Origin of the sequence: Streptococcus mutans, assembly GCF_006739205.1 — a bacterium.
GTDB lineage: Bacteria > Bacillota > Bacilli > Lactobacillales > Streptococcaceae > Streptococcus > Streptococcus mutans.
This window is the reverse complement of sequence record NZ_AP019720.1, coordinates 1,172,613-1,192,998: the sequence shown is the minus strand read 5'-3', so window position 1 is coordinate 1,192,998 and position 20,386 is coordinate 1,172,613. Positions and strand designations below refer to the sequence as shown.

17 protein-coding genes are annotated in these 20,386 nt (G+C 37.5%); 11 read left to right on the top strand and 6 right to left on the bottom strand.

The features are described 5' to 3' along the window. The 3 genes from FNL60_RS06125 (at position 1) to gtfD (ending at position 7,418) form a co-directional block, all read left to right on the top strand. Entirely contained in the window at positions 1-1,773 is a 1,773-nt protein-coding gene (locus tag FNL60_RS06125) for an ABC transporter ATP-binding protein (RefSeq protein WP_002280368.1), read from the top strand. Positions 1,774-1,888: 115 nt separating this feature from the next. Next, on the top strand, positions 1,889-2,809 hold the full coding sequence (locus tag FNL60_RS06120; protein WP_002280369.1) for an AEC family transporter: 921 nt from the start codon (positions 1,889-1,891) through the stop codon (positions 2,807-2,809). 220 nt (positions 2,810-3,029) lie between these two features. Beyond that, complete coding sequence (gtfD, locus tag FNL60_RS06115) at positions 3,030-7,418, top strand: glucosyltransferase-S (protein ID WP_002280370.1); 4,389 nt, start codon at positions 3,030-3,032, stop codon at positions 7,416-7,418. A 171-nt stretch (positions 7,419-7,589) separates the two neighbouring features. Here gtfD and FNL60_RS06110 read toward each other — a convergent pair whose 3' ends face one another. After that, positions 7,590-8,099, bottom strand: coding sequence for a DUF308 domain-containing protein (locus tag FNL60_RS06110; RefSeq protein ID WP_002262901.1), 510 nt, complete (start codon positions 8,097-8,099; stop codon positions 7,590-7,592). A 646-nt stretch (positions 8,100-8,745) separates the two neighbouring features. Between FNL60_RS06110 and gdhA the strand changes: the two genes are divergently transcribed. After that, positions 8,746-10,095, top strand: coding sequence for an NADP-specific glutamate dehydrogenase (gene gdhA / locus FNL60_RS06105; protein ID WP_002280033.1), 1,350 nt, complete (start codon positions 8,746-8,748; stop codon positions 10,093-10,095). 111 nt (positions 10,096-10,206) lie between these two features. On the opposite strand, the gene FNL60_RS06100 is transcribed toward gdhA, so the two are convergent. The 5 genes from FNL60_RS06100 to queC all read right to left on the bottom strand — a co-directional run bounded on the left by FNL60_RS06100 (position 10,207) and on the right by queC (position 13,012). Beyond that, on the bottom strand, positions 10,207-10,590 hold the full coding sequence (locus FNL60_RS06100; protein ID WP_002265142.1) for a DUF3021 family protein: 384 nt from the start codon (positions 10,588-10,590) through the stop codon (positions 10,207-10,209). A 108-nt stretch (positions 10,591-10,698) separates the two neighbouring features. After that, positions 10,699-11,187, bottom strand: a complete 489-nt coding sequence (queF, locus tag FNL60_RS06095; protein ID WP_002280032.1) for a preQ(1) synthase — start codon at positions 11,185-11,187, stop codon at positions 10,699-10,701. A gap of 12 nt (positions 11,188-11,199) precedes the next feature. After that, on the bottom strand, positions 11,200-11,916 hold the full coding sequence (gene queE / locus FNL60_RS06090; RefSeq protein ID WP_002263289.1) for a 7-carboxy-7-deazaguanine synthase QueE: 717 nt from the start codon (positions 11,914-11,916) through the stop codon (positions 11,200-11,202). Beyond that, positions 11,913-12,359 (bottom strand): 6-carboxytetrahydropterin synthase QueD, encoded by a 447-nt coding sequence (queD, locus tag FNL60_RS06085; RefSeq protein WP_002263290.1) that lies wholly within the window; start codon positions 12,357-12,359, stop codon positions 11,913-11,915. The genes queE and queD overlap by 4 nt, the downstream gene beginning before the upstream one ends. Next, positions 12,359-13,012, bottom strand: a complete 654-nt coding sequence (gene queC, locus FNL60_RS06080; RefSeq protein WP_002263291.1) for a 7-cyano-7-deazaguanine synthase QueC — start codon at positions 13,010-13,012, stop codon at positions 12,359-12,361. The genes queD and queC overlap by 1 nt, the downstream gene beginning before the upstream one ends. A 551-nt stretch (positions 13,013-13,563) precedes the next feature. On the opposite strand from queC, the gene FNL60_RS06075 reads away from it, so the two are divergent. The 7 genes from FNL60_RS06075 (at position 13,564) to FNL60_RS06045 (ending at position 20,382) form a co-directional block, all read left to right on the top strand. After that, a complete protein-coding gene (locus tag FNL60_RS06075) occupies positions 13,564-13,998 on the top strand; it encodes a MarR family winged helix-turn-helix transcriptional regulator (protein ID WP_002263292.1) in 435 nt (144 codons plus the stop codon). 3 nt (positions 13,999-14,001) lie between these two features. Further along, positions 14,002-15,804, top strand: a complete 1,803-nt coding sequence (locus tag FNL60_RS06070) for an ABC transporter ATP-binding protein (RefSeq protein ID WP_002280031.1) — start codon at positions 14,002-14,004, stop codon at positions 15,802-15,804. Then, complete coding sequence (locus FNL60_RS06065) at positions 15,794-17,548, top strand: ABC transporter ATP-binding protein (RefSeq protein ID WP_002280030.1); 1,755 nt, start codon at positions 15,794-15,796, stop codon at positions 17,546-17,548. Before FNL60_RS06070 ends, FNL60_RS06065 begins: the two co-directional genes overlap by 11 nt. Before the next feature lie 196 nt (positions 17,549-17,744). Continuing rightward, positions 17,745-18,230 (top strand): thiol peroxidase, encoded by a 486-nt coding sequence (tpx, locus tag FNL60_RS06060; RefSeq protein WP_002263295.1) that lies wholly within the window; start codon positions 17,745-17,747, stop codon positions 18,228-18,230. Between the two features lie 165 nt (positions 18,231-18,395). After that, a complete protein-coding gene (locus tag FNL60_RS06055; protein ID WP_025985889.1) occupies positions 18,396-18,842 on the top strand; it encodes a hypothetical protein in 447 nt (148 codons plus the stop codon). 229 nt (positions 18,843-19,071) lie between these two features. After that, positions 19,072-19,695, top strand: coding sequence for a GTP pyrophosphokinase (locus tag FNL60_RS06050; protein WP_002264331.1), 624 nt, complete (start codon positions 19,072-19,074; stop codon positions 19,693-19,695). Then, the gene (locus FNL60_RS06045) at positions 19,696-20,382 is read left to right on the top strand and encodes a response regulator transcription factor (protein ID WP_002263646.1); all 687 of its coding nucleotides are present in this window, start codon (positions 19,696-19,698) and stop codon (positions 20,380-20,382) included. It begins immediately after the preceding gene. Positions 20,383-20,386 lie beyond the last annotated feature (4 nt).

Genomic DNA, 20,386 nt, shown 5'->3' with positions numbered 1-20,386 from the left:
ATGAAAAAGAAAACTGTTTTTTTACGCTTATGGTATTATTTGAAGACCTATAAAGGTTCACTTTTTTTGGCCATTTTCTTAAAAATACTTAGCAGTGTCATGAATGTCCTTGAACCTTTTATTTTAGGACTGGTAATGACAGAATTAACGGCTAACCTAATTGATATGGCTCGCGGAGTTCAAGGCGCTCATCTTAATATCAGTTATATCACCATGATTTTGTTTCTTTATTTTTTACGCGGATTGCTGTATAGTATTGGCTCTTACGGTTCTAATTACTTTATGACTAATGCAGTGCAAAAAAGTATTTACGATTTGCGTCATGATTTAAGTAAAAAGATTAATAAGATTCCCGTTTCCTATTTTGATAAACATCAATTTGGTGATATGTTAGGACGTTTTACTAATGACGTTGAAACGGTCTCTAACGCTTTGCAGCAGAGCTTTCTGCAAATTATTAATGCCTTTTTAACGATTATCCTTGTTGTGGTTATGGTACTCTGCCTTAATTTGACCTTGGCGGCGATTATTCTTGTTTGTATTCCGCTGACTTATTTCAGTTCTCGTTTTATTTTAAGGAAATCACAGCCTTATTTTAAAAAACAGGCTAATGCTTTAGGGGATATGAACAGTTTCGTTCAGGAAAACTTAACGGGCTTTAATGTCATAAAACTCTATGGGCGTGAAGAAATATCTGCTGAAACCTTTCGAACTATCACAGAAAATTTACGAGATGTCGGCTTTAAAGCCAGTTTTATTTCTGGAATAATGATGCCAGTTCTTAATGCTATCTCAGACTTAGCTTATTTGATTGTTGCATTAGTTGGCGGCCTGCAGGTCTTAGCAGGGAGACTGACTATTGGTAATATGCAGGCCTTTGTTCAATACATTTGGCAAGTCAATCAGCCTATTCAGACCATCACACAATTATCAAGTGTTCTTCAAAGTGCTAAATCTTCTCTAGAACGTATTTTTGAGGTTTTGGATGAAACAGACGAAGTCAATCAAGTCAAGGAAAAGCTGGAACATGATTTGACAGGGCAAGTGACCTTTCATAATGTCGCCTTTCAATATACTGAAGATAAGCCTTTAATTCGACATTTTGATTTAGATGTTAAACCGGGTCAGATGATTGCTGTTGTTGGTCCGACCGGGGCGGGTAAGACAACTCTTATCAATCTTTTGATGCGTTTTTATGATGTTACCCAAGGAGCGATTACAGTAGATAATCATGATATCCGTAACCTTTCCCGTCAGGAATATCGGAAACAATTTGGGATGGTTCTTCAAGATGCTTGGTTATATGAAGGGACGATCAAAGACAATTTGCGCTTTGGAAATTTGCAGGCAAGTGATGAGGAAATTGTCGAAGCGGCCAAGACAGCTAATGTCGATCATTTTATCCGAACCCTTCCAGACGGTTATAATATGGAAGTCAATCAAGAATCTAATAATATTTCTTTGGGGCAAAAGCAATTATTAACCATCGCACGAGCGCTGCTGGCTGATCCCAAAATTCTGATTCTGGATGAAGCGACTTCTTCAGTTGATACTCGTTTGGAACTTCTCATTCAAAAAGCTATGAGTAAGCTTATGGAAGGCCGCACTAGCTTTGTTATTGCTCATCGTCTTTCAACTATCCAAGAAGCGGATAAGATTCTTGTCCTTAAGGATGGTCAAATTATTGAACAGGGGAACCATCAAAGTCTCTTAGCTGACAAGGGCTTCTATTATGATTTGTATATGAGTCAGTTTAGCGCTAAAACCAATTAGTATTTTTCAAGTCTATTGATCTTCATAGACTATGGGCACTAAAAACAAGTAAGAAGCCCTTGCTTGTTTTTTGCTTTCTCGTGTATAATAGCAGAAAGCAGGAAAGGAAATCATTATGGCAATTGCAGGTTTAGTTTTTCAAAAGTTACTCGTTTTATTTTTGCTGATGTTGGCAGGATTATTTTTAGCGCAGCGGCAGATTTTAACCAAGGAGGTTACTTTACAGCTATCTAAACTGCTGACGCGTTTTGTTGCACCCAGTCTTTTTATTTCGTCTTTTATTTATCAAGCATTTACTTGGAAAAAAATGATTTTATTGTTTGGCATGATTGGGGCTGCTTTTTTTCTGCTTATTACTCGGATTGTTATTGTTTCATTTTTGCTTCCTAAAGAAAGGGCAACGGATAAATATGCTGTTCTTTTTGCTAACGTTGGTTTCATGGGAACTCCTTTGGCTTTTGCAGTTGGCGGTAAAGAAGCTGTTTTCTTTATTTCAGGATTCGTTGTAGCCAATCAAATTATGCAATGGACTTATGGCTTATACCTTATTGCTCAAGACAAAACTGTGATCAACTGGCGCTCTATTTTAGTCAATCCTGCTATGATAGCAACAGTCATTGGCCTCTTTCTTTTTATCCAGCCTTTTAAACTGCCTCTAGTAGCAAGAGATGCTATTGATGCTTTTGCTGATTTAAATACGCCTCTATCCACCATTGTCTTGGGTTCTTATTTCTATAAAGTAAAATTTAAAGAAGTTTTTCTTTACTGGCCCGCATATTATACTGCCTTTTTACGCTTGTTTGTTACGGCCTTAATCAGTATTTTAACGATCTGGTTATTGCCTATTCATTCGGATCCTGTAAAATTAGCCTTGTCAATTGCTGTTATTTCACCTGCTGCTTTAAACACAGCTCTCCTCAGTCAGGTTTATGGCGGAGAATATGAATATGGTTCGCGTCTGGTCTTGTTGACAACTGTTTTGTCTCTCCTGACCATTCCTTTAAATATGACTGTTGCTAGCTTATTGTATTTATAAATTGTGTTAAAAGATGTAATTTATAGCCCTTTTAAATTATTTTACGACGGTTGTTGTGATGGTAAAAAAGATAATCAATGCTGCCTTTCTAAAAATAATTCTCCTCATCCTTTAGACTTAATACATTAGAAAAATAAAGAAAAGGGTTTGTAACGTATATGTTATCGCTTTTGTAGCATTATGAGGTTATAATGTTGAACTGATAAAAGGAGGATATTTTATGGAAACCAAACGACGTTACAAAATGCACAAGGTTAAAAAGCACTGGGTAACCGTTGCTGTCGCTTCTGGTTTGATTACCTTGGGCTCCACAACACTGGGAAGCTCAGTTTCAGCAGAAACAGAACAGCAGACCTCAGATAAAGTGGTAACTCAGAAAAGTGAGGATGATAAGGCGGCATCTGAATCCAGCCAAACAGATTCACCTAAAACTAAGCAAGCACAAACAGAACAAACGCAGGCTCAAAGTCAGGCAAACGTTGCTGATACAAGCACTAGCATAACTAAGGAAACTCCATCACAAAATATTACAACACAAGCCAACTCTGATGACAAAATAGTAACAAATACGAAATCAGAAGAAGCACAGACTTCTGAAGAGCGCACAAAGCAAGCAGAAGAAGCACAGACTACTGCTTCCAGTCAGGCTTTAACACAGGCAAAAGCTGAATTAACAAAGCAAAGACAAACAGCAGCTCAAGAAAATAAAAATCCTGTTGACTTAGCGGCCATTCCAAATGTGAAACAAATTGATGGCAAATATTATTATATTGGTTCTGATGGTCAGCCTAAGAAAAATTTTGCTCTAACCGTTAATAACAAAGTACTCTACTTCGATAAAAATACAGGTGCCTTAACGGACACTTCTCAGTATCAATTTAAACAAGGGTTAACAAAATTAAACAACGATTATACTCCCCACAATCAAATTGTCAATTTTGAAAATACCAGTCTTGAAACGATTGATAACTATGTCACAGCTGATTCGTGGTATCGTCCTAAGGATATTTTAAAGAATGGCAAAACGTGGACAGCTTCATCTGAGTCTGATCTTCGTCCGCTTTTAATGTCTTGGTGGCCAGATAAACAAACGCAAATTGCTTATCTTAACTACATGAACCAGCAAGGGCTTGGAACTGGTGAAAATTACACAGCAGACAGCAGCCAAGAAAGTCTCAACCTTGCTGCACAAACCGTTCAAGTTAAGATTGAAACTAAAATTTCTCAAACGCAGCAAACCCAGTGGCTGCGTGATATTATCAATAGTTTTGTTAAAACTCAACCAAATTGGAATAGTCAAACAGAATCGGATACTTCAGCTGGTGAAAAAGATCACTTGCAAGGCGGTGCTCTGCTTTATAGCAACAGCGATAAGACAGCCTATGCTAATTCCGATTACCGTCTTTTGAACCGCACACCAACCAGTCAAACGGGTAAACCAAAATATTTTGAAGACAATTCTTCTGGTGGCTATGACTTCCTCCTAGCTAATGATATTGATAATTCAAATCCAGTGGTTCAAGCTGAACAATTAAACTGGCTTCATTATCTGATGAATTATGGTTCTATTGTCGCTAATGATCCTGAGGCTAATTTTGACGGTGTTCGTGTTGATGCCGTTGATAATGTTAATGCCGACTTGCTGCAGATTGCTTCGGACTATTTGAAAGCCCATTATGGTGTTGATAAGAGTGAGAAAAATGCGATTAATCATCTTTCCATTTTAGAAGCTTGGTCAGATAATGATCCCCAATACAATAAAGATACTAAGGGTGCACAATTACCGATTGATAATAAACTGCGCCTATCGCTTTTATATGCTTTGACGCGTCCTCTTGAAAAAGATGCAAGCAATAAAAATGAAATTCGCAGCGGACTTGAGCCTGTCATAACAAATAGCTTGAATAACCGTTCAGCTGAAGGTAAAAATAGTGAACGTATGGCTAACTATATTTTTATCCGCGCTCACGACAGTGAAGTCCAAACGGTTATTGCTAAAATTATTAAAGCTCAGATTAATCCCAAAACAGATGGTTTGACCTTTACTTTGGATGAATTGAAGCAAGCCTTTAAGATCTACAATGAAGACATGCGTCAGGCTAAGAAAAAGTACACACAATCCAATATTCCGACAGCCTATGCTTTGATGCTGTCCAATAAAGATTCTATTACACGTCTTTATTATGGTGATATGTACAGTGATGACGGTCAATATATGGCGACTAAATCCCCTTATTATGATGCTATTGATACTTTATTAAAGGCACGTATTAAATATGCCGCCGGTGGTCAAGACATGAAGATCACCTATGTTGAAGGTGATAAAAGTCATATGGATTGGGATTATACAGGCGTTTTGACTTCTGTTCGTTATGGTACAGGAGCTAATGAAGCTACAGATCAAGGCAGTGAAGCAACCAAAACACAAGGAATGGCTGTCATTACCAGCAATAACCCTAGCCTTAAATTGAATCAAAATGATAAAGTAATTGTCAATATGGGGGCTGCGCATAAAAATCAAGAGTACCGTCCGCTCCTCTTAACAACTAAAGATGGTTTGACAAGCTACACTTCTGATGCCGCTGCTAAATCCCTTTATCGCAAAACGAATGATAAAGGAGAATTAGTCTTTGATGCTAGTGACATTCAAGGTTACCTGAATCCGCAAGTATCAGGTTATTTAGCCGTTTGGGTTCCAGTAGGAGCTAGTGATAATCAAGATGTTCGTGTAGCAGCAAGCAATAAGGCAAATGCTACTGGTCAAGTCTACGAATCATCAAGTGCTCTTGATTCTCAATTGATTTACGAAGGTTTCTCAAACTTCCAAGATTTTGTAACGAAAGATTCAGACTATACTAATAAGAAGATTGCTCAAAATGTCCAACTCTTCAAATCTTGGGGTGTCACTTCCTTTGAAATGGCACCGCAATATGTCTCTTCTGAAGATGGTTCTTTTCTAGACTCTATTATTCAAAATGGTTATGCCTTTGAGGATCGTTATGATCTTGCTATGAGTAAGAATAACAAATACGGTTCTCAGCAAGACATGATTAATGCAGTTAAAGCTCTGCATAAAAGCGGTATTCAGGTTATTGCGGATTGGGTACCAGATCAAATCTATAATCTTCCGGGCAAAGAAGTCGTAACGGCTACACGTGTCAACGATTATGGTGAGTATCGCAAAGACTCTGAAATCAAAAATACACTCTATGCTGCCAACACTAAGAGTAATGGTAAGGATTATCAAGCGAAGTATGGCGGTGCTTTCCTTAGTGAACTCGCTGCTAAGTACCCTAGTATCTTTAACCGCACGCAAATTTCAAATGGTAAGAAGATTGATCCAAGCGAAAAAATCACAGCATGGAAAGCAAAATACTTCAATGGGACAAATATTCTAGGCCGTGGTGTTGGTTATGTTCTTAAAGATAATGCTAGTGATAAATACTTTGAACTGAAAGGGAATCAAACCTATCTGCCAAAACAGATGACTAACAAAGAAGCTTCGACTGGTTTTGTTAATGATGGCAATGGGATGACTTTCTATTCAACTAGTGGTTATCAAGCCAAGAACAGCTTTGTTCAAGATGCCAAAGGAAACTGGTATTACTTTGATAATAATGGCCATATGGTTTATGGCTTACAGCATCTAAATGGCGAAGTGCAATACTTTTTATCAAATGGTGTTCAATTGCGTGAATCTTTCTTGGAAAACGCTGATGGCAGCAAGAACTATTTTGGTCATCTAGGAAATAGATATAGTAATGGTTATTATTCATTTGATAATGATAGTAAGTGGCGTTATTTTGATGCCAGTGGAGTCATGGCTGTAGGTTTGAAAACAATTAACGGCAATACGCAGTACTTTGATCAAGATGGTTATCAAGTCAAAGGTGCTTGGATAACAGGCAGCGATGGCAAAAAGCGTTATTTTGATGACGGATCTGGAAATATGGCTGTTAATCGTTTTGCAAATGATAAAAACGGCGATTGGTACTATCTCAATTCAGATGGCATTGCCTTGGTTGGTGTCCAAACCATTAATGGTAAGACTTATTACTTTGGCCAAGATGGTAAGCAAATCAAAGGTAAAATTATTACAGACAATGGTAAGCTGAAATATTTCCTTGCCAATTCAGGAGAATTAGCACGCAATATCTTTGCAACAGACAGTCAAAACAATTGGTATTACTTTGGTTCAGACGGTGTTGCGGTTACAGGCAGTCAGACAATTGCTGGTAAAAAGCTCTATTTTGCAAGCGACGGAAAACAAGTCAAAGGCAGCTTTGTCACTTATAATGGTAAAGTTCATTATTATCATGCTGACTCAGGAGAATTACAAGTTAACCGCTTTGAAGCAGATAAGGATGGTAATTGGTATTATCTTGATTCAAATGGTGAAGCTCTGACAGGCAGCCAACGCATTAACGGTCAGCGTGTCTTCTTTACGCGAGAAGGAAAACAAGTTAAAGGTGATGTTGCTTATGATGAGCGAGGGCTTCTTCGTTATTATGATAAGAATAGTGGTAACATGGTTTACAACAAAGTCGTCACTTTAGCCAATGGAAGACGCATTGGCATTGACCGTTGGGGTATCGCTAGATATTACTGACAGTATTTTAAACGTGATCAGCAAGTCTGATCGCGTTTTCTTGTTTTAGACCCTTTATTCACAGAAAACTATTCATCTTGGATAATGTTGTCAATCTTTTTTAAACAAATAAAAAAACTCCTAAAATCATTGCTATATCAGTGATTTTAGGAGCTGTGCTTATGATAATGCTTATTCCAGTAAACGCAGAAAAACAAGGAAGCTGGAAATACCTGTTGCCATTAAAAGAAGAGCCACAAACCGACCGATAATGGCTGAAGAAAGAAGAGGCTGACCTAATAGAATGAGTCCCAATAAAAGCGCAAAACTACCCGTCCAAAAGAACCGATTACTTTGTGGAAAGCCCATCTGACGCAAACGATAGCCGGAAATAAGTCTTAGAATACCGATTAAAATAATCCAGTAAGCAGCAATGGTAACAACCGCCGTGGTTAAAGAAAAGATGGAAGACGTTAGAAGGATGAATCCAAAAATGATAGAAACGATACTTTGTAAAAGATTCCAGATGGTTCTTTCTTCACGCGATTTAGACATATAATCAATAAATCCTGTAATACCAACTAAAAAAATAATTAACGCTAGCAGCCAACCAATTGAAGCAGTGACAACAAGCGGATTAGCAAAAATCCAAATCCCGATTAAAAATGTTAAAACTCCTGAGATAAGTGTAAACCATTTCATATATGAACTCCTTAAACTGTTTTCTTAATTGTATAAAATGATAGATAACTTGTCAAAAGTCAAACCTCTAGAAATTTGACGTTAAGTTTGAAAAAGATTATATCTTAGATTGAAACCAACCTTTTCTTTTGAAACTTTCCTTTCAATCTCAAGCAGTTTTCTAAACTGTTTGAGATTGCCAGTAGATGAAATAATCCAGTGGATGATTTCAGAAAAATAGAATTCTATACCTAAATCAAGATACAAAGGGCGTTAAACGGATAAAGGCAAAATAGGGAGTGTGACGCGGAATCATTAAGATTCTAGGAGGACTCATCTTTTTGCCACAATCCGTAGCCTGTGTTCAATTAAAATCAAGATACAAAGGGCACCCGCTGCTGATAAAGTCAACATAGAGAGTAAGGTGTGAAATCATTAAGAGTCTAGGAAAACTACAATAGGAGAAATTAGAATCAAAATATGCAGAGCTAAAAAAGTTATGTTGAAAATAGATTTGGCTACATTTTAATCTAATGAATGTTATTTTTTATAACATGAAAGAATAAATTGTTTCAAAAAATAAGAAAATGCTTGACAAGAATATTCAGAAAATTTATAATATTCTACGTAATCAAAATTACGAAACTAACTTTCGGAGGAATATATTATGACAACAGGTAAAGAGTATGTTGCTAGTGTTTTTGAAAAAGTTAAAGCACAAAATGCTCATGAACCAGAATTCTTACAAGCTGTAGAGGAAGTATTTGAATCACTTATTCCAGTGTTTGATAACTATCCAAAATATATTGAAGAAAATCTGCTGGAACGATTGGTCGAACCAGAACGTATTGTTTCGTTCCGTGTGCCTTGGGTAGACGATAAGGGTCAAGTCCAAGTTAACCGCGGTTTCCGTGTGCAATTTTCATCAGCTATCGGACCTTACAAAGGCGGCCTTCGTTTCCATCCATCAGTAAACCAATCTATTATCAAATTCCTTGGTTTTGAACAAATCTTTAAGAATTCTCTTACTGGCCAACCAATTGGTGGTGGTAAAGGCGGCTCAAACTTTGATCCTAAAGGGAAGTCAGATAATGAGATCATGCGTTTCTGCCAAAGCTTCATGACTGAACTCAGCAAACATATTGGTGCAGACACAGATGTTCCTGCTGGGGATATTGGTGTTGGCGGACGTGAAATTGGCTATCTCTACGGTCAATATAAACGCCTCCGCAATGAATACACGGGTGTCCTTACTGGTAAAGGTTTGACTTGGGGCGGATCACTTGCCCGTACAGAAGCAACTGGTTACGGTGCAGTTTACTTTGCAGAACAAATGCTGAAAGCGCGTGGTCAAGACTTTGCAGGAAAAACTGCTATTGTTTCAGGTTCAGGTAATGTAGCTATTTATGCTACTGAAAAATTGCAGACACTTGGAGCTAAAGTTGTGGCTGTTTCTGATTCATCTGGTTATGTTTACGATCCAGATGGTATTGATGTTGCTCTTCTTAAAGAGCTTAAAGAAGTACAGCGTGCGCGTATCATCAAATATGCTGATGCACGTCCAAATGCAAGCTTCACACCTGCAGGTGGTGATTCAATCTGGACAATCAAAGCAGATCTTGCTTTCCCATGTGCTACTCAAAATGAATTGAATGAAGCAGATGCTAAAACGCTTGTTGCTAATGGGGTTATCGCTGTTTCTGAAGGAGCTAATATGCCTTCAACTCTTGAAGCAATTGATGTCTTTCTTAAGACCGGCGTCTCGTTTGGTCCTGCCAAAGCAGCCAATGCTGGCGGTGTAGCCGTATCGGCTCTTGAAATGGCACAAAATAGCCAACGTACAGCATGGACATTCGAAGAAGTAGATCGTAAACTTTATGATATTATGAAGGGTATCTATGACAACTCTGCAGCAGCAGCTAAGTCATTTGGCCAAGAAGGCAACCTCGTAGTTGGTGCCAACATTGCTGGTTTCCTTAAGGTTGCAGATGCTATGTCAGCACAAGGAATTGTATAAACACTAGTAACTTAAGAATACAAGCTTACAATGTATTCTTAAGTTACGGTTTTCTTAAATAAGTCCTTCAATAAATATATATATAAGGCCTGGAAGTGAGTTTCCAGACCTTTATTTTTTATTTCGAAAAGCAAGGTATCCGATTGTCCAGCAAAGCAGACCGCTGAACAAAAAGATAGCAATCATTAAAACGATGTCACCGAAAGTTTTTATTGGGAACCAGCCGCTTAATAGAAGTGTGGGTAAAATAGTAATGACCATTAATAAAAAATGAATAAGACTGCGCTTAATGAGAGACAGAGAGTTAAGATCGTAGATATTCCAAGCGCCAGCAATTGCGGTAATGATTATTCCAGTACATAAAACATTTCTGGCATTAAAGCGATCCCTTTGTCCCCAGTATAAGAAAGCCGACAGCAGCAAGGTGATACTTAGGATAACAATCACTCTACGAAGAGTTGGTTTAAGAAAAGTTTTCAATTCATTTTTCATCATAGTGACCTTCTGTCTTTATTATAATATAAAGGAGAAAGGGGGTCTATAGCTTTATATGCCAAATGCAGACAGTAAGGGCATTTATTGCTAATTATTTTAATCAAAAGCTTAACGATTATCAATTGTTTCTGGGTAAAGATCGTGGTTCATCAAACGATAAGCTGCCATTTCTTCATATTTGGTATTTGGGCGTCCGTAATTATAATAAGGATCAATAGAGATACCGCCACGCGGTGTAAATTTGCCCCAGACTTCTAGATAACGAGGCTGTAATAGATCGACGAGATCTTTACCAATCGTATTGATACAATTCTCATGAAAATCACCATGGTTACGGTAACTAAAGAGATAAAGTTTGAGTGATTTGGATTCAACGCATTTTTTATCTGGAATATAAGAGAGATAGATAGTTGCAAAATCAGGCTGCCCCGTTATAGGACACAGAGAGGTAAATTCTGGACAGTTAAACTTGATAAAATAATCGTTATCTTGATGGCGATTATCGAAAGCTTCCAAAATATTGGGATCATAATCAAAGTTGTAATTGGTCTTTTGATTTCCCAAAAGAGTTAAGTCTTTTATTTCTTTTTGTGACATATTTGTTCCTTTCTAGACACCACGTTTATTATCATAAACAAGTGTATGCAATTGCGGTAAGACGCGGACATTTCCCCAAGAATCATCTTGAGCAATGTGTTCCCATAACTCTTTTAAACGTTTCAGCTGATTTTGGACAATATCACCACTGGCTTTGGGCTCTGGATTTCCAACAGACAGATAAAGGACATCTGGCTGATAGCGTCCTTGGATCATTTGGGCGAATTTTAAATCGTCTTCGTCAAAGATAGGGATTTTGTAAGTTACCTTTTGTGGATCTAAATTTGATACGATAAAATCAAGGGTTTGTAAGTTTACTTTCATTTTGCTGGACGGCGGTTTAGGGCTTAAAGTTACTTGATCAATGGCTTTTAGCCATTCTTGCCAGCGAGAACCTTGAGTTTCGACAGCAAGAGTGACTTGTCTTTTTTTGAGTTTCCTAACGAGCTGGGCCATATTAGCAGCCAGAAGGCAAGGATTGCCGCCAGAGAGTGTCACATAATCATAAGTACCAAGTTTATCTAATGCTTCAATAATTTGGTCACTGGTCATCATAGTTGGCTTTTCAGAACCGTCCCAAGTAAAGGCAGAATCGCACCAATCGCAGTGATAATCACAGCCACCTGTACGAACAAACATAGTTTTTTGACCGATGGCCCTGCCTTCTCCTTGAAAAGTTGGACCAAAGATTTCTAAAACGGGTAACTTTAACAGACGTTGTTTTTTCATGCTTGTAAATCCCATTCTCTTCTAAATTCAGCATAAGCTGAGGGTGTTTCATAAAGGCGAACATGTTCCATTTGTAAACCGCGCTCGTCAGTTAAAGCTTTCTCGACTGTTTTGTAAATCCAATAAACCATATTTTCAGCAGTTGTATTCATGTAGGGCAGACTTTCATTAAGGTAGCGGTGGTCTAGTTTTGGTTCTAAATATTCTTGGTAGATCCTTTTCAACTCTCTAAAATCATAAGTCATTCCGCGTTCATCAAGAAAAGCACTGACAGCAACTTGTAAATGATAAGTATGTCCATGTAAGGCTTTGCATTTCCCTTCATAATTGAAGAGATGGTGGGCAGCATTAAAGGTGAATTCTTTAGATACAAGAACGCGTTTGGGACAATAAAGAAGTGATTCTCCTGTCTCGTTTTTAATTTCTTTTGGCGCTAAGAACATTAATTTTTTCCTTTCTGACTAAGATATTTTTCAAGTCCAGCTTGACGTAAATGGCAGGCAGGGCATTGTCTGCAGCCAGTTCCTCGAATTCCATTGTAGCAGGTCAGAGTCTTTTGACGAACATAATCAAATTTACCTAGCTGATCTGCCAATTCCCATGTTTCGGCCTTGTCTAGCCACATCAGAGGCGTTTGAATGACGAATTCATAATCCATAGCAAGATTTAAGGTAACATTGAGAGACTTGACAAAAACATCACGACAGTCAGGATAACCTGAAAAATCTGTTTGACAGACTCCGGTGACAATATCTCTTATCTTGCGCTGTTTGGCAAGGACTGCAGCAAAGGAAAGAAAGAGATGATTTCTGCCATCAACAAAAGTATTGGGGACTTCACCGTCTTTTGTTTCTATAGCTATGTCAGAAGTTAAGGCATTTTCTGTTATTTGTCCCAGTAAAGACATATCAAGGATATGGTGTTTCACGCCTTGTTCTGCAGCAATTTCCTTGGCAACCTCTAATTCTTGACTGTGACGTTGGCCATAGGAAAAGGTAACTGTTTCGACATATTCATAATGCTTCATTGCCCAAAAAAGGCAGGTAGTTGAATCTTGACCACCGCTAAAGACGACAAGAGCTGATTGACGTTTCATAAAAACTCCTTTAAATTTCGTTAAGGATAATTTTGAGCAGTAAAAAAGCTCCTAATATAAAAATAGGAGCTGCCAAATAATAGGCTGGTTTTTTTTATAGATGGCTTCTCCCAAACATCCTTATGTAATTCTTCAATATGGTAACATGAAAATAGGGAAAAAGCAAATTTGTTCAATAAAGCCAGTCTTAGAAAGTAGTCAGAAGGATTAGACTTGTTTGGAAATGAATTATTCTTTTTATGGTTGTGGCTTTTCTTAAGTAATGAAGGCGAAAAGTGAATAGTCCAGCGGACTATTTTAGAAATTCAAGGGAGTTCCATTCTTTTTGGCGCCCCTAGGTCTTACCAACACCTCATGATAGAACTATAAGCGGTTTGAGCACTTTCACTACAGCGAAAAAGCAATCGTTTAAAGTGACTTTATCACCATCAAGCTATAAAAAATTAAATTAGTTCTCATAGAAACTTTTTTCTTGACAATAGTTTAAGGAATCATTATAATAGTTTTCATGAGAACTATTATAATATTCTCATAAAAAGTGAGGTGTTTTTATGAAGGAGCCTTTTAGTGAATTTAAAAACCTCATTACAGCAACAGAAAGATATATTCAAGAATTATCCAAAAGCCATGGTGTTGAACATCTGTCCGGACCTCAGGGATGGACAGTTATGTTTTTAAAGGATAATCAAGGAAAGGAAATTTTTATTAAAGATATTGAAAAAAGGTTAGATATCTCAAAATCTGTGACCAGTAATCTCATTAAACGAATGGAAAAAAATGGTTTTATTTCTGTTATTCCTTCCAGAAAAGACAGACGATACAAGCAAATTGTTTTAACGCCATTAGGTCAGGAAAAAGCTGGAAAAATAACTGTTTTTTTAACAGATCTTAAAAAGTTGCTTCTAAAAGATATTAGTCAGGAAGACTTATCAGTTGCTCGGAAGGTTTTTAAACAAATCAAACAAAATTTAGAAAAGAAGGAGTAATTCATGTTTAAAATTTTTAAACGTCTAAATGCTAAAGAATGGGGCATGGTTCTCCTTAGTACTGCCTTTATCTGTTTGGCTGTCTGGATGGATTTGAAGACGCCCGAATATATGTCCAACATTACAACCTTGCTGCAGACTAAGGGAACGACCGCCTCAGATATTATGGATCCGGGATCTAAGATGCTCATGTTTTCATTTGGGAGCTTTTTTATGGCCGTTCTAGTTGGTTTTTTAGCTTCAAGAACAGCTGCTAGCTTTACGACCCGTCTTCGATCTGATATTTTCAATCGGGTTATGGATTATTCAGAGGCGGAAATCAAGAAATTTTCCATTCCCAGCCTTCTAACGCGTACGACTAATGATTTGACACAGTTGCAAATCATGATCGTTATGGGAATGCAAGTGGTGACACGCGGTCCAATCATGGCTGTTTGGGCCTTGACTAAAATCTGGGGTAAAAGCGATGAATGGACAGGAGCAGTCGGTGTTGCCGTTTTAATTGTCTTTATTATGCTGTCTGTTTTGATGTTTGTCGCTTTTCCAAGACAGCGTCAGGTGCAGAGCTTGACGGATGCTCTAAATTCTACAACCCGTGAATCTCTGACTGGTGTTCGTGTTGTTCGGGCTTACAATGCAGAAGATTATCAGGACACTAAATTTAAGCGGGAAAATAAAAACCTGACGAAATTGAATTTATTGGTCTATCGTCTGATGTCGCTAATGAATCCTGTCATGACAGTTGTTTCCAGTGGTCTAACTTTAGCTATTTATTGGATTGGAGCTTACCTGCTCAATGATATTAAAATTCCTATGACGAGTGTGACAGCTGCTAAAGGAGCTATTGCTGATCGTATCAGTGTTTTTAGTGATATGGTTGTCTTTTCATCTTATGCCATGCAGGTTGTTGTCGGTTTTATGATGATGGTCGCTGTCTTTATCATTTTACCGCGTGCTTTAGTTTCTGCCAAACGAATTAATGAAGTATTGGCGCTTAACTCATCTGTACACTTCAAAGAATATTCTAAAGCAGACAATGCTCGAAAAGGAGAAGTCGAATTTCATGATGTATCGTTTCGTTACAGTAAAAATTCTCGTGCGGTTATTGAGCATGTGTCTTTCAGTGCCAAAGCTGGTGAGACAGTTGCTTTTATTGGTTCCACTGGCTCAGGAAAATCAACTCTTGTTAATCTGATTCCTCGTTTTTATGATGCTACAGAAGGTTGGATTAAGATAGATGGAATCAAAGTGCAAGATTACAGCCATGATGACCTCAACAATAAAGTCGGCTATATTCCGCAAAGGGCAGTGCTTTTTAGTGGGACCATTCGTTCTAATATTGCATTTGGGCAAAGCGATCAAGCGCCGCTTGATGATGCTAAAATTTGGGAGGCTCTTGAACTAGCCCAAGCCAAAAACTTTGTTGAAGAAAAAGAAAAGGGTCTGGATACCGAGGTAGCTCAAGGCGGTACCAACTTCTCTGGCGGTCAAAAGCAGCGCTTAGCTATTGCCCGTGCACTTGCACGCAAACCAGAAATTCTTATTTTTGATGACTCCTTCTCAGCTCTTGATTATAAGACGGATCGCATTCTGCGAAATGATTTGGCAAAGAAAACCAAAGACATGACTAAGCTGATTGTCGCCCAACGTATTTCAACTATTATGGATGCTGATCATATTTTAGTCTTAGATCAAGGAAAGGTTGTTGGTCAAGGAACACACAAGGAATTACTGGCTAATAACGATATTTATCAAGAAATTGCTTATTCACAACTATCTAAGGAGGAGTTAGAAAATGGAAAATAAGAAGAAATCATTATTAAGCCAAATGGCTCCTTACCTTAAAGGCTATAAGGCTTTATTTGGACTTGCTGTCATTTTTACTATCGTTTCAAGTACGATTACTGTTATTGGACCTGACCGGCTGAAAGAGATGACAGATACCATGACCAAAGGGCTGGCAGGAAAAATTGATTTAGATAAAATCGGTGAGATTGCTCTAACCTTGGCTCTCTTATACTTTGCTGGTGCTTTGGTTTCTTATACTGCTAGCTTTATTGTGTCCACTTTGATTCAAAAGTTTTCGCAACGTCTGCGCAATGCCATTGCAGATAAAATCAATAAGGTACCGCTCAAATATTTTGATAGCCATTCACAAGGAGATACCTTGTCTCGAGTGACCAATGATGTGGATTTAATGACACAGTCTTTCAACCAAAGTTTAGTTTCAATGGTAGCAGCTATAATTCTCCTGATTGGCTCTATTTTCATGATGATTAAAACCAATGGAGCTCTTGCAGCGACCGCTATTTTGTCTGTTTTTGCTGGTTTTGTGTTATCCACTGTTATCATGGCCAAGAGCCAGCCGCTTTTTAAAAAGCAACAAGCTAATCTAGCCGATGTCAGCGGTTATGTTGAAGAGGTCTATTCAGGTCATAATGTGGTTTCTAGTTACAATGCGATTCAGCAAAGCAAGAAGCAGTTTGAAAACTTGAATGACCAATTATTTGCAAGTATGTGGAAATCACAATTCTTTTCTGGAATTATGATGCCCCTTATGCAATTCATCGGAAATTTTGGGTATGTCATGGTCTGTATTGTCGGTGCTACCATGGCTATTAACGGCGATATTACTATGGGAACGATTGTTGCCTTTATGACTTACGTCCGTATTTTTACTCAGCCCATTGCGCAGATTGCTCAAGGAATCACTCAATTGCAATCAGCTAATGCTGCTATGGGACGTGTCTTTGAATTTCTTGATGAGGAAGAAATAGAAGACGAAAACCATAAAGTTAAACAACTTGAAAAAGTTGAAGGAAATGTTAATTTTGACAATGTTTTCTTTGGTTATAGTCCTGATAAAACTATTATTCATGATTTCTCGGCTCATGCTAAGGCTGGTCAAAAAATTGCTATTGTGGGACCGACTGGTGCGGGTAAGACAACGATTGTTAACTTACTTATGCGTTTCTATGAGGTTGATAGAGGGATGATTTCTATTGATGGAGTTAATATCCATGATATGACACGAGAAGAAGTGCATGATGCTTTTGCCATGGTACTCCAAGATACTTGGCTCTTTGAAGGTACAGTTAAGGAAAATCTGATTTATAATCAAAAACATATTATTGATGAGCAAGTGATTGCAGCAGCTAAGGCAGTTGGTGTTCATCATTTCATCAAGACTTTACCTAAGGGTTATGATACTGTTTTAGATGATTCGGTCACCTTATCAGTCGGTCAAAAACAACTCTTGACCATTGCACGTGCTCTCCTTAAAGATGCACCGCTTCTGATACTTGATGAAGCAACTTCCTCTGTTGATACTCGTACGGAAGAACTTATTCAAAGGGCTATGGATCATTTGATGGAGGGGCGGACATCATTCGTTATTGCCCATCGTCTGTCAACTATTCGCAATGCTGATCTTATTCTTGTCATGAGAGATGGTAATATTATTGAACAAGGCAGCCATGACCAATTGATGGCAGAAAATGGCTTCTATGCCGATCTCTATAATAGTCAATTTACAGAAGAAGTGGCTTGATGAGTTTAAAGAGTGGTCAAAAAATAAACATATTTTTATTGTTATTTTTGGCTGCTTTTTTATTATTTCTAAATAAAGTGTGAATTTTATTTATCTTGTTCTATTAATATTTAAAATCATTTTTCCAATCAAATCATTAGATTAAAAGGAGAAAATATCCTACAATAAGAGCTAGTAGAGAAAAGGAGATTATTTTATGACAACTTTTAATGGAAATACGGTGACACTTGCTGGTAAGAAATTGCAGGTTGGTGATACAGCACCTGATTTTTCTCTGACAGATACCGATTTGTCTAAAAAAACTTTGGCAGATTTTGCTGGTCAGAAAAAAGTGATTAGCGTTGTGCCATCTATTGATACAGGCGTTTGTGATGCACAAACACGTCGTTTTAATCAGGAGTTATCAGATGCTGATAATACTGTTGTCATCACTGTATCAGTTGATTTGCCATTTGCACAAGCACGCTGGTGCGGTGCAGCTGGTTTGAATGATGCCATAACCTTGTCAGATTACTATGATTATTCGTTTGGAAAGGCTTATGGTTTATTGATTAATGAACTCCATCTGCTTGGACGTGCTGTTTTTGTTCTTGATGAAGATAATAAGATTACCTATCTTGAATATTTGGATGAAATGACTAATCATCCCAACTATGACGCTGCCCTTGCAGCAGTAAAATAAGTTAGTAAAAAGGCACAATTTCTGTGTCTTTTTACCGTTTAGGACAAAATTACTACCATTTAGGATTTTTGACTCCGTTAGAGGATATTTTCTGTTATACTAAGAATATCTTTATGTTATTAATAAGGAAAGCCTAATGCTGTATTGTATTGTACAGCCAACTATATGAATATTATTTTAGGTGAGGAGAAAGATATGTCTAGAAAGAAAAGTCAGAAACTGAAGTTATTGAGACTTTTAACAGCACAGCTTATTGCTATTTGTTTGTTAATTATGGTTTTGACACAAGCTATTTTTAAATCTCCCCTGCTTGTTCAGGTTTGCTTTTTAATTATAACGCTTTGTACAGCTGGTCTGAATTATTATTTCATTAAAGAAGCTAGAGAGGCAAATGCACAAGAAAGTTCTGCTGCTACAGTTACTAGTCAAGTTATCTTTACTGTCGTGTTTTTGCTTTTGATGGTTTTAAGCGGTTATAAGGCCATTCAAGTAAGCGAATTTGCCAGTAAGATCATCTTCTCAGCTGCTGCTGTAATTAGTTTTATTGTCTCTCTTCTTTTATTATGGGGAATAAGATATGTCAAAAAAACCAGCTTTTTTAGAAAACGCTAATGACTGATTAAACCACAAAAAGCCTACCATGCAGATAATGCTAGGCTTTTTGTGGTTATGGCAACCAGTTAATACTCTTCAAAAATCAAAACGATGCCTTGCTGACTTCATCGTTATTTAGTTTGTTTGTGACCTCATTATGGCTTGGAACTTCTCATACCATTTGGCAAAATAAGAATTCTTTAATCTTCTATGTTATAATAGAACAAGCATGTAAGAAGGATGAATTATGTCACAAGAAACGATCTATGGGAAATATCAAGCTTATTTGTCTCAGATTTTAGAGCATTTCAGCCAAAAAATTCAAGACGAAAATCAACGCGTAAAAAAAGATACTGGTTTTAAACTGTTTGAACATTTTCTTGCACGTATAAAGACCAATGAGAGTATGATTGAGAAATGTCAGCGTAAACAGCTGCCTCTAACGGCGCAGTCAGCTCTAAAAGAAATTCGTGATGCGATTGGCATTCGTATTGTCTGTGGTTTTGTTGATGATATTTATAAAATGGTTGCTATCCTTAAAACTTTAGATGGCGTCAATGTCTATAATGAAAAAGATTATATTTACAATGCTAAACCTAATGGTTATCGTTCTTATCATTTGATTTTAGAAATAAAAACGCCATTTGAGGATTGCTTGGGACAGCAACCGGGAAAATATTTTGTCGAAGTTCAGTTGAGAACTATAGCTATGGATTCTTGGGCTAGTTTGGAGCACCAGATGAAATACAAACACGATATCAAGAACCCAGAGCGCATTGCTAAAGAATTAAAGCGCTGTGCGGATGAGTTAGCTTCTTGTGATCTCTCTATGCAGACCATCCGAAATTTGATTGTAGGAAGTGGTGAATAAATGTCTTTAACGATTTTACTAGCAGAAGACGAAGAGCAGTTGTCGCGTGTTTACACAGCAGCTTTAAAGCATCAAGGTTATCAAGTTGATCAAGTTTATAATGGACAAGATGCTATCGAAAAAGCACATGAAAATGCTTATGATGTTTTTATTTTAGATATCATGATGCCAATTAAAACCGGCTTGGAAGCTTTGCGTGAGATTCGTGCCAGTGGGGATCATACGCATGCTATTATGTTGACAGCTATGTCGGAAATTGAAGATAAAGTAACTGGTTTAGAGGCAGGTGCTGATGATTATTTAACCAAGCCTATTTCTTTAAAGGAACTTTTAGCGCGCTTGGCTTCCTTAGAACGGCGTCTGGATCGTTTTACGGATAAAGTTTTAACTTTTGGCAGTGTCAAACTTGATCTTGCCCAGCAAGAAATGGTGTCAGGCAATTCTATTCGTTTAGCAGGAAAAGAATCAAAATTGATGGCTTTTTTTATGCTTAATCCTAATAAATCTTTATCAACCAAAGAAATTTTTCAGCATGTTTGGGCAAAAGATGATGATCCTGAAATTGATGAAGGTTATGTCTTCATCTATATTTCTTATCTTAGACAAAAACTAAAATCTATTAAGGCAAATCTTGCTATCTTAGGAGAAGAGAATGGCGATTTTACCTTAGTTAGAATTGGCGGGTGATGAG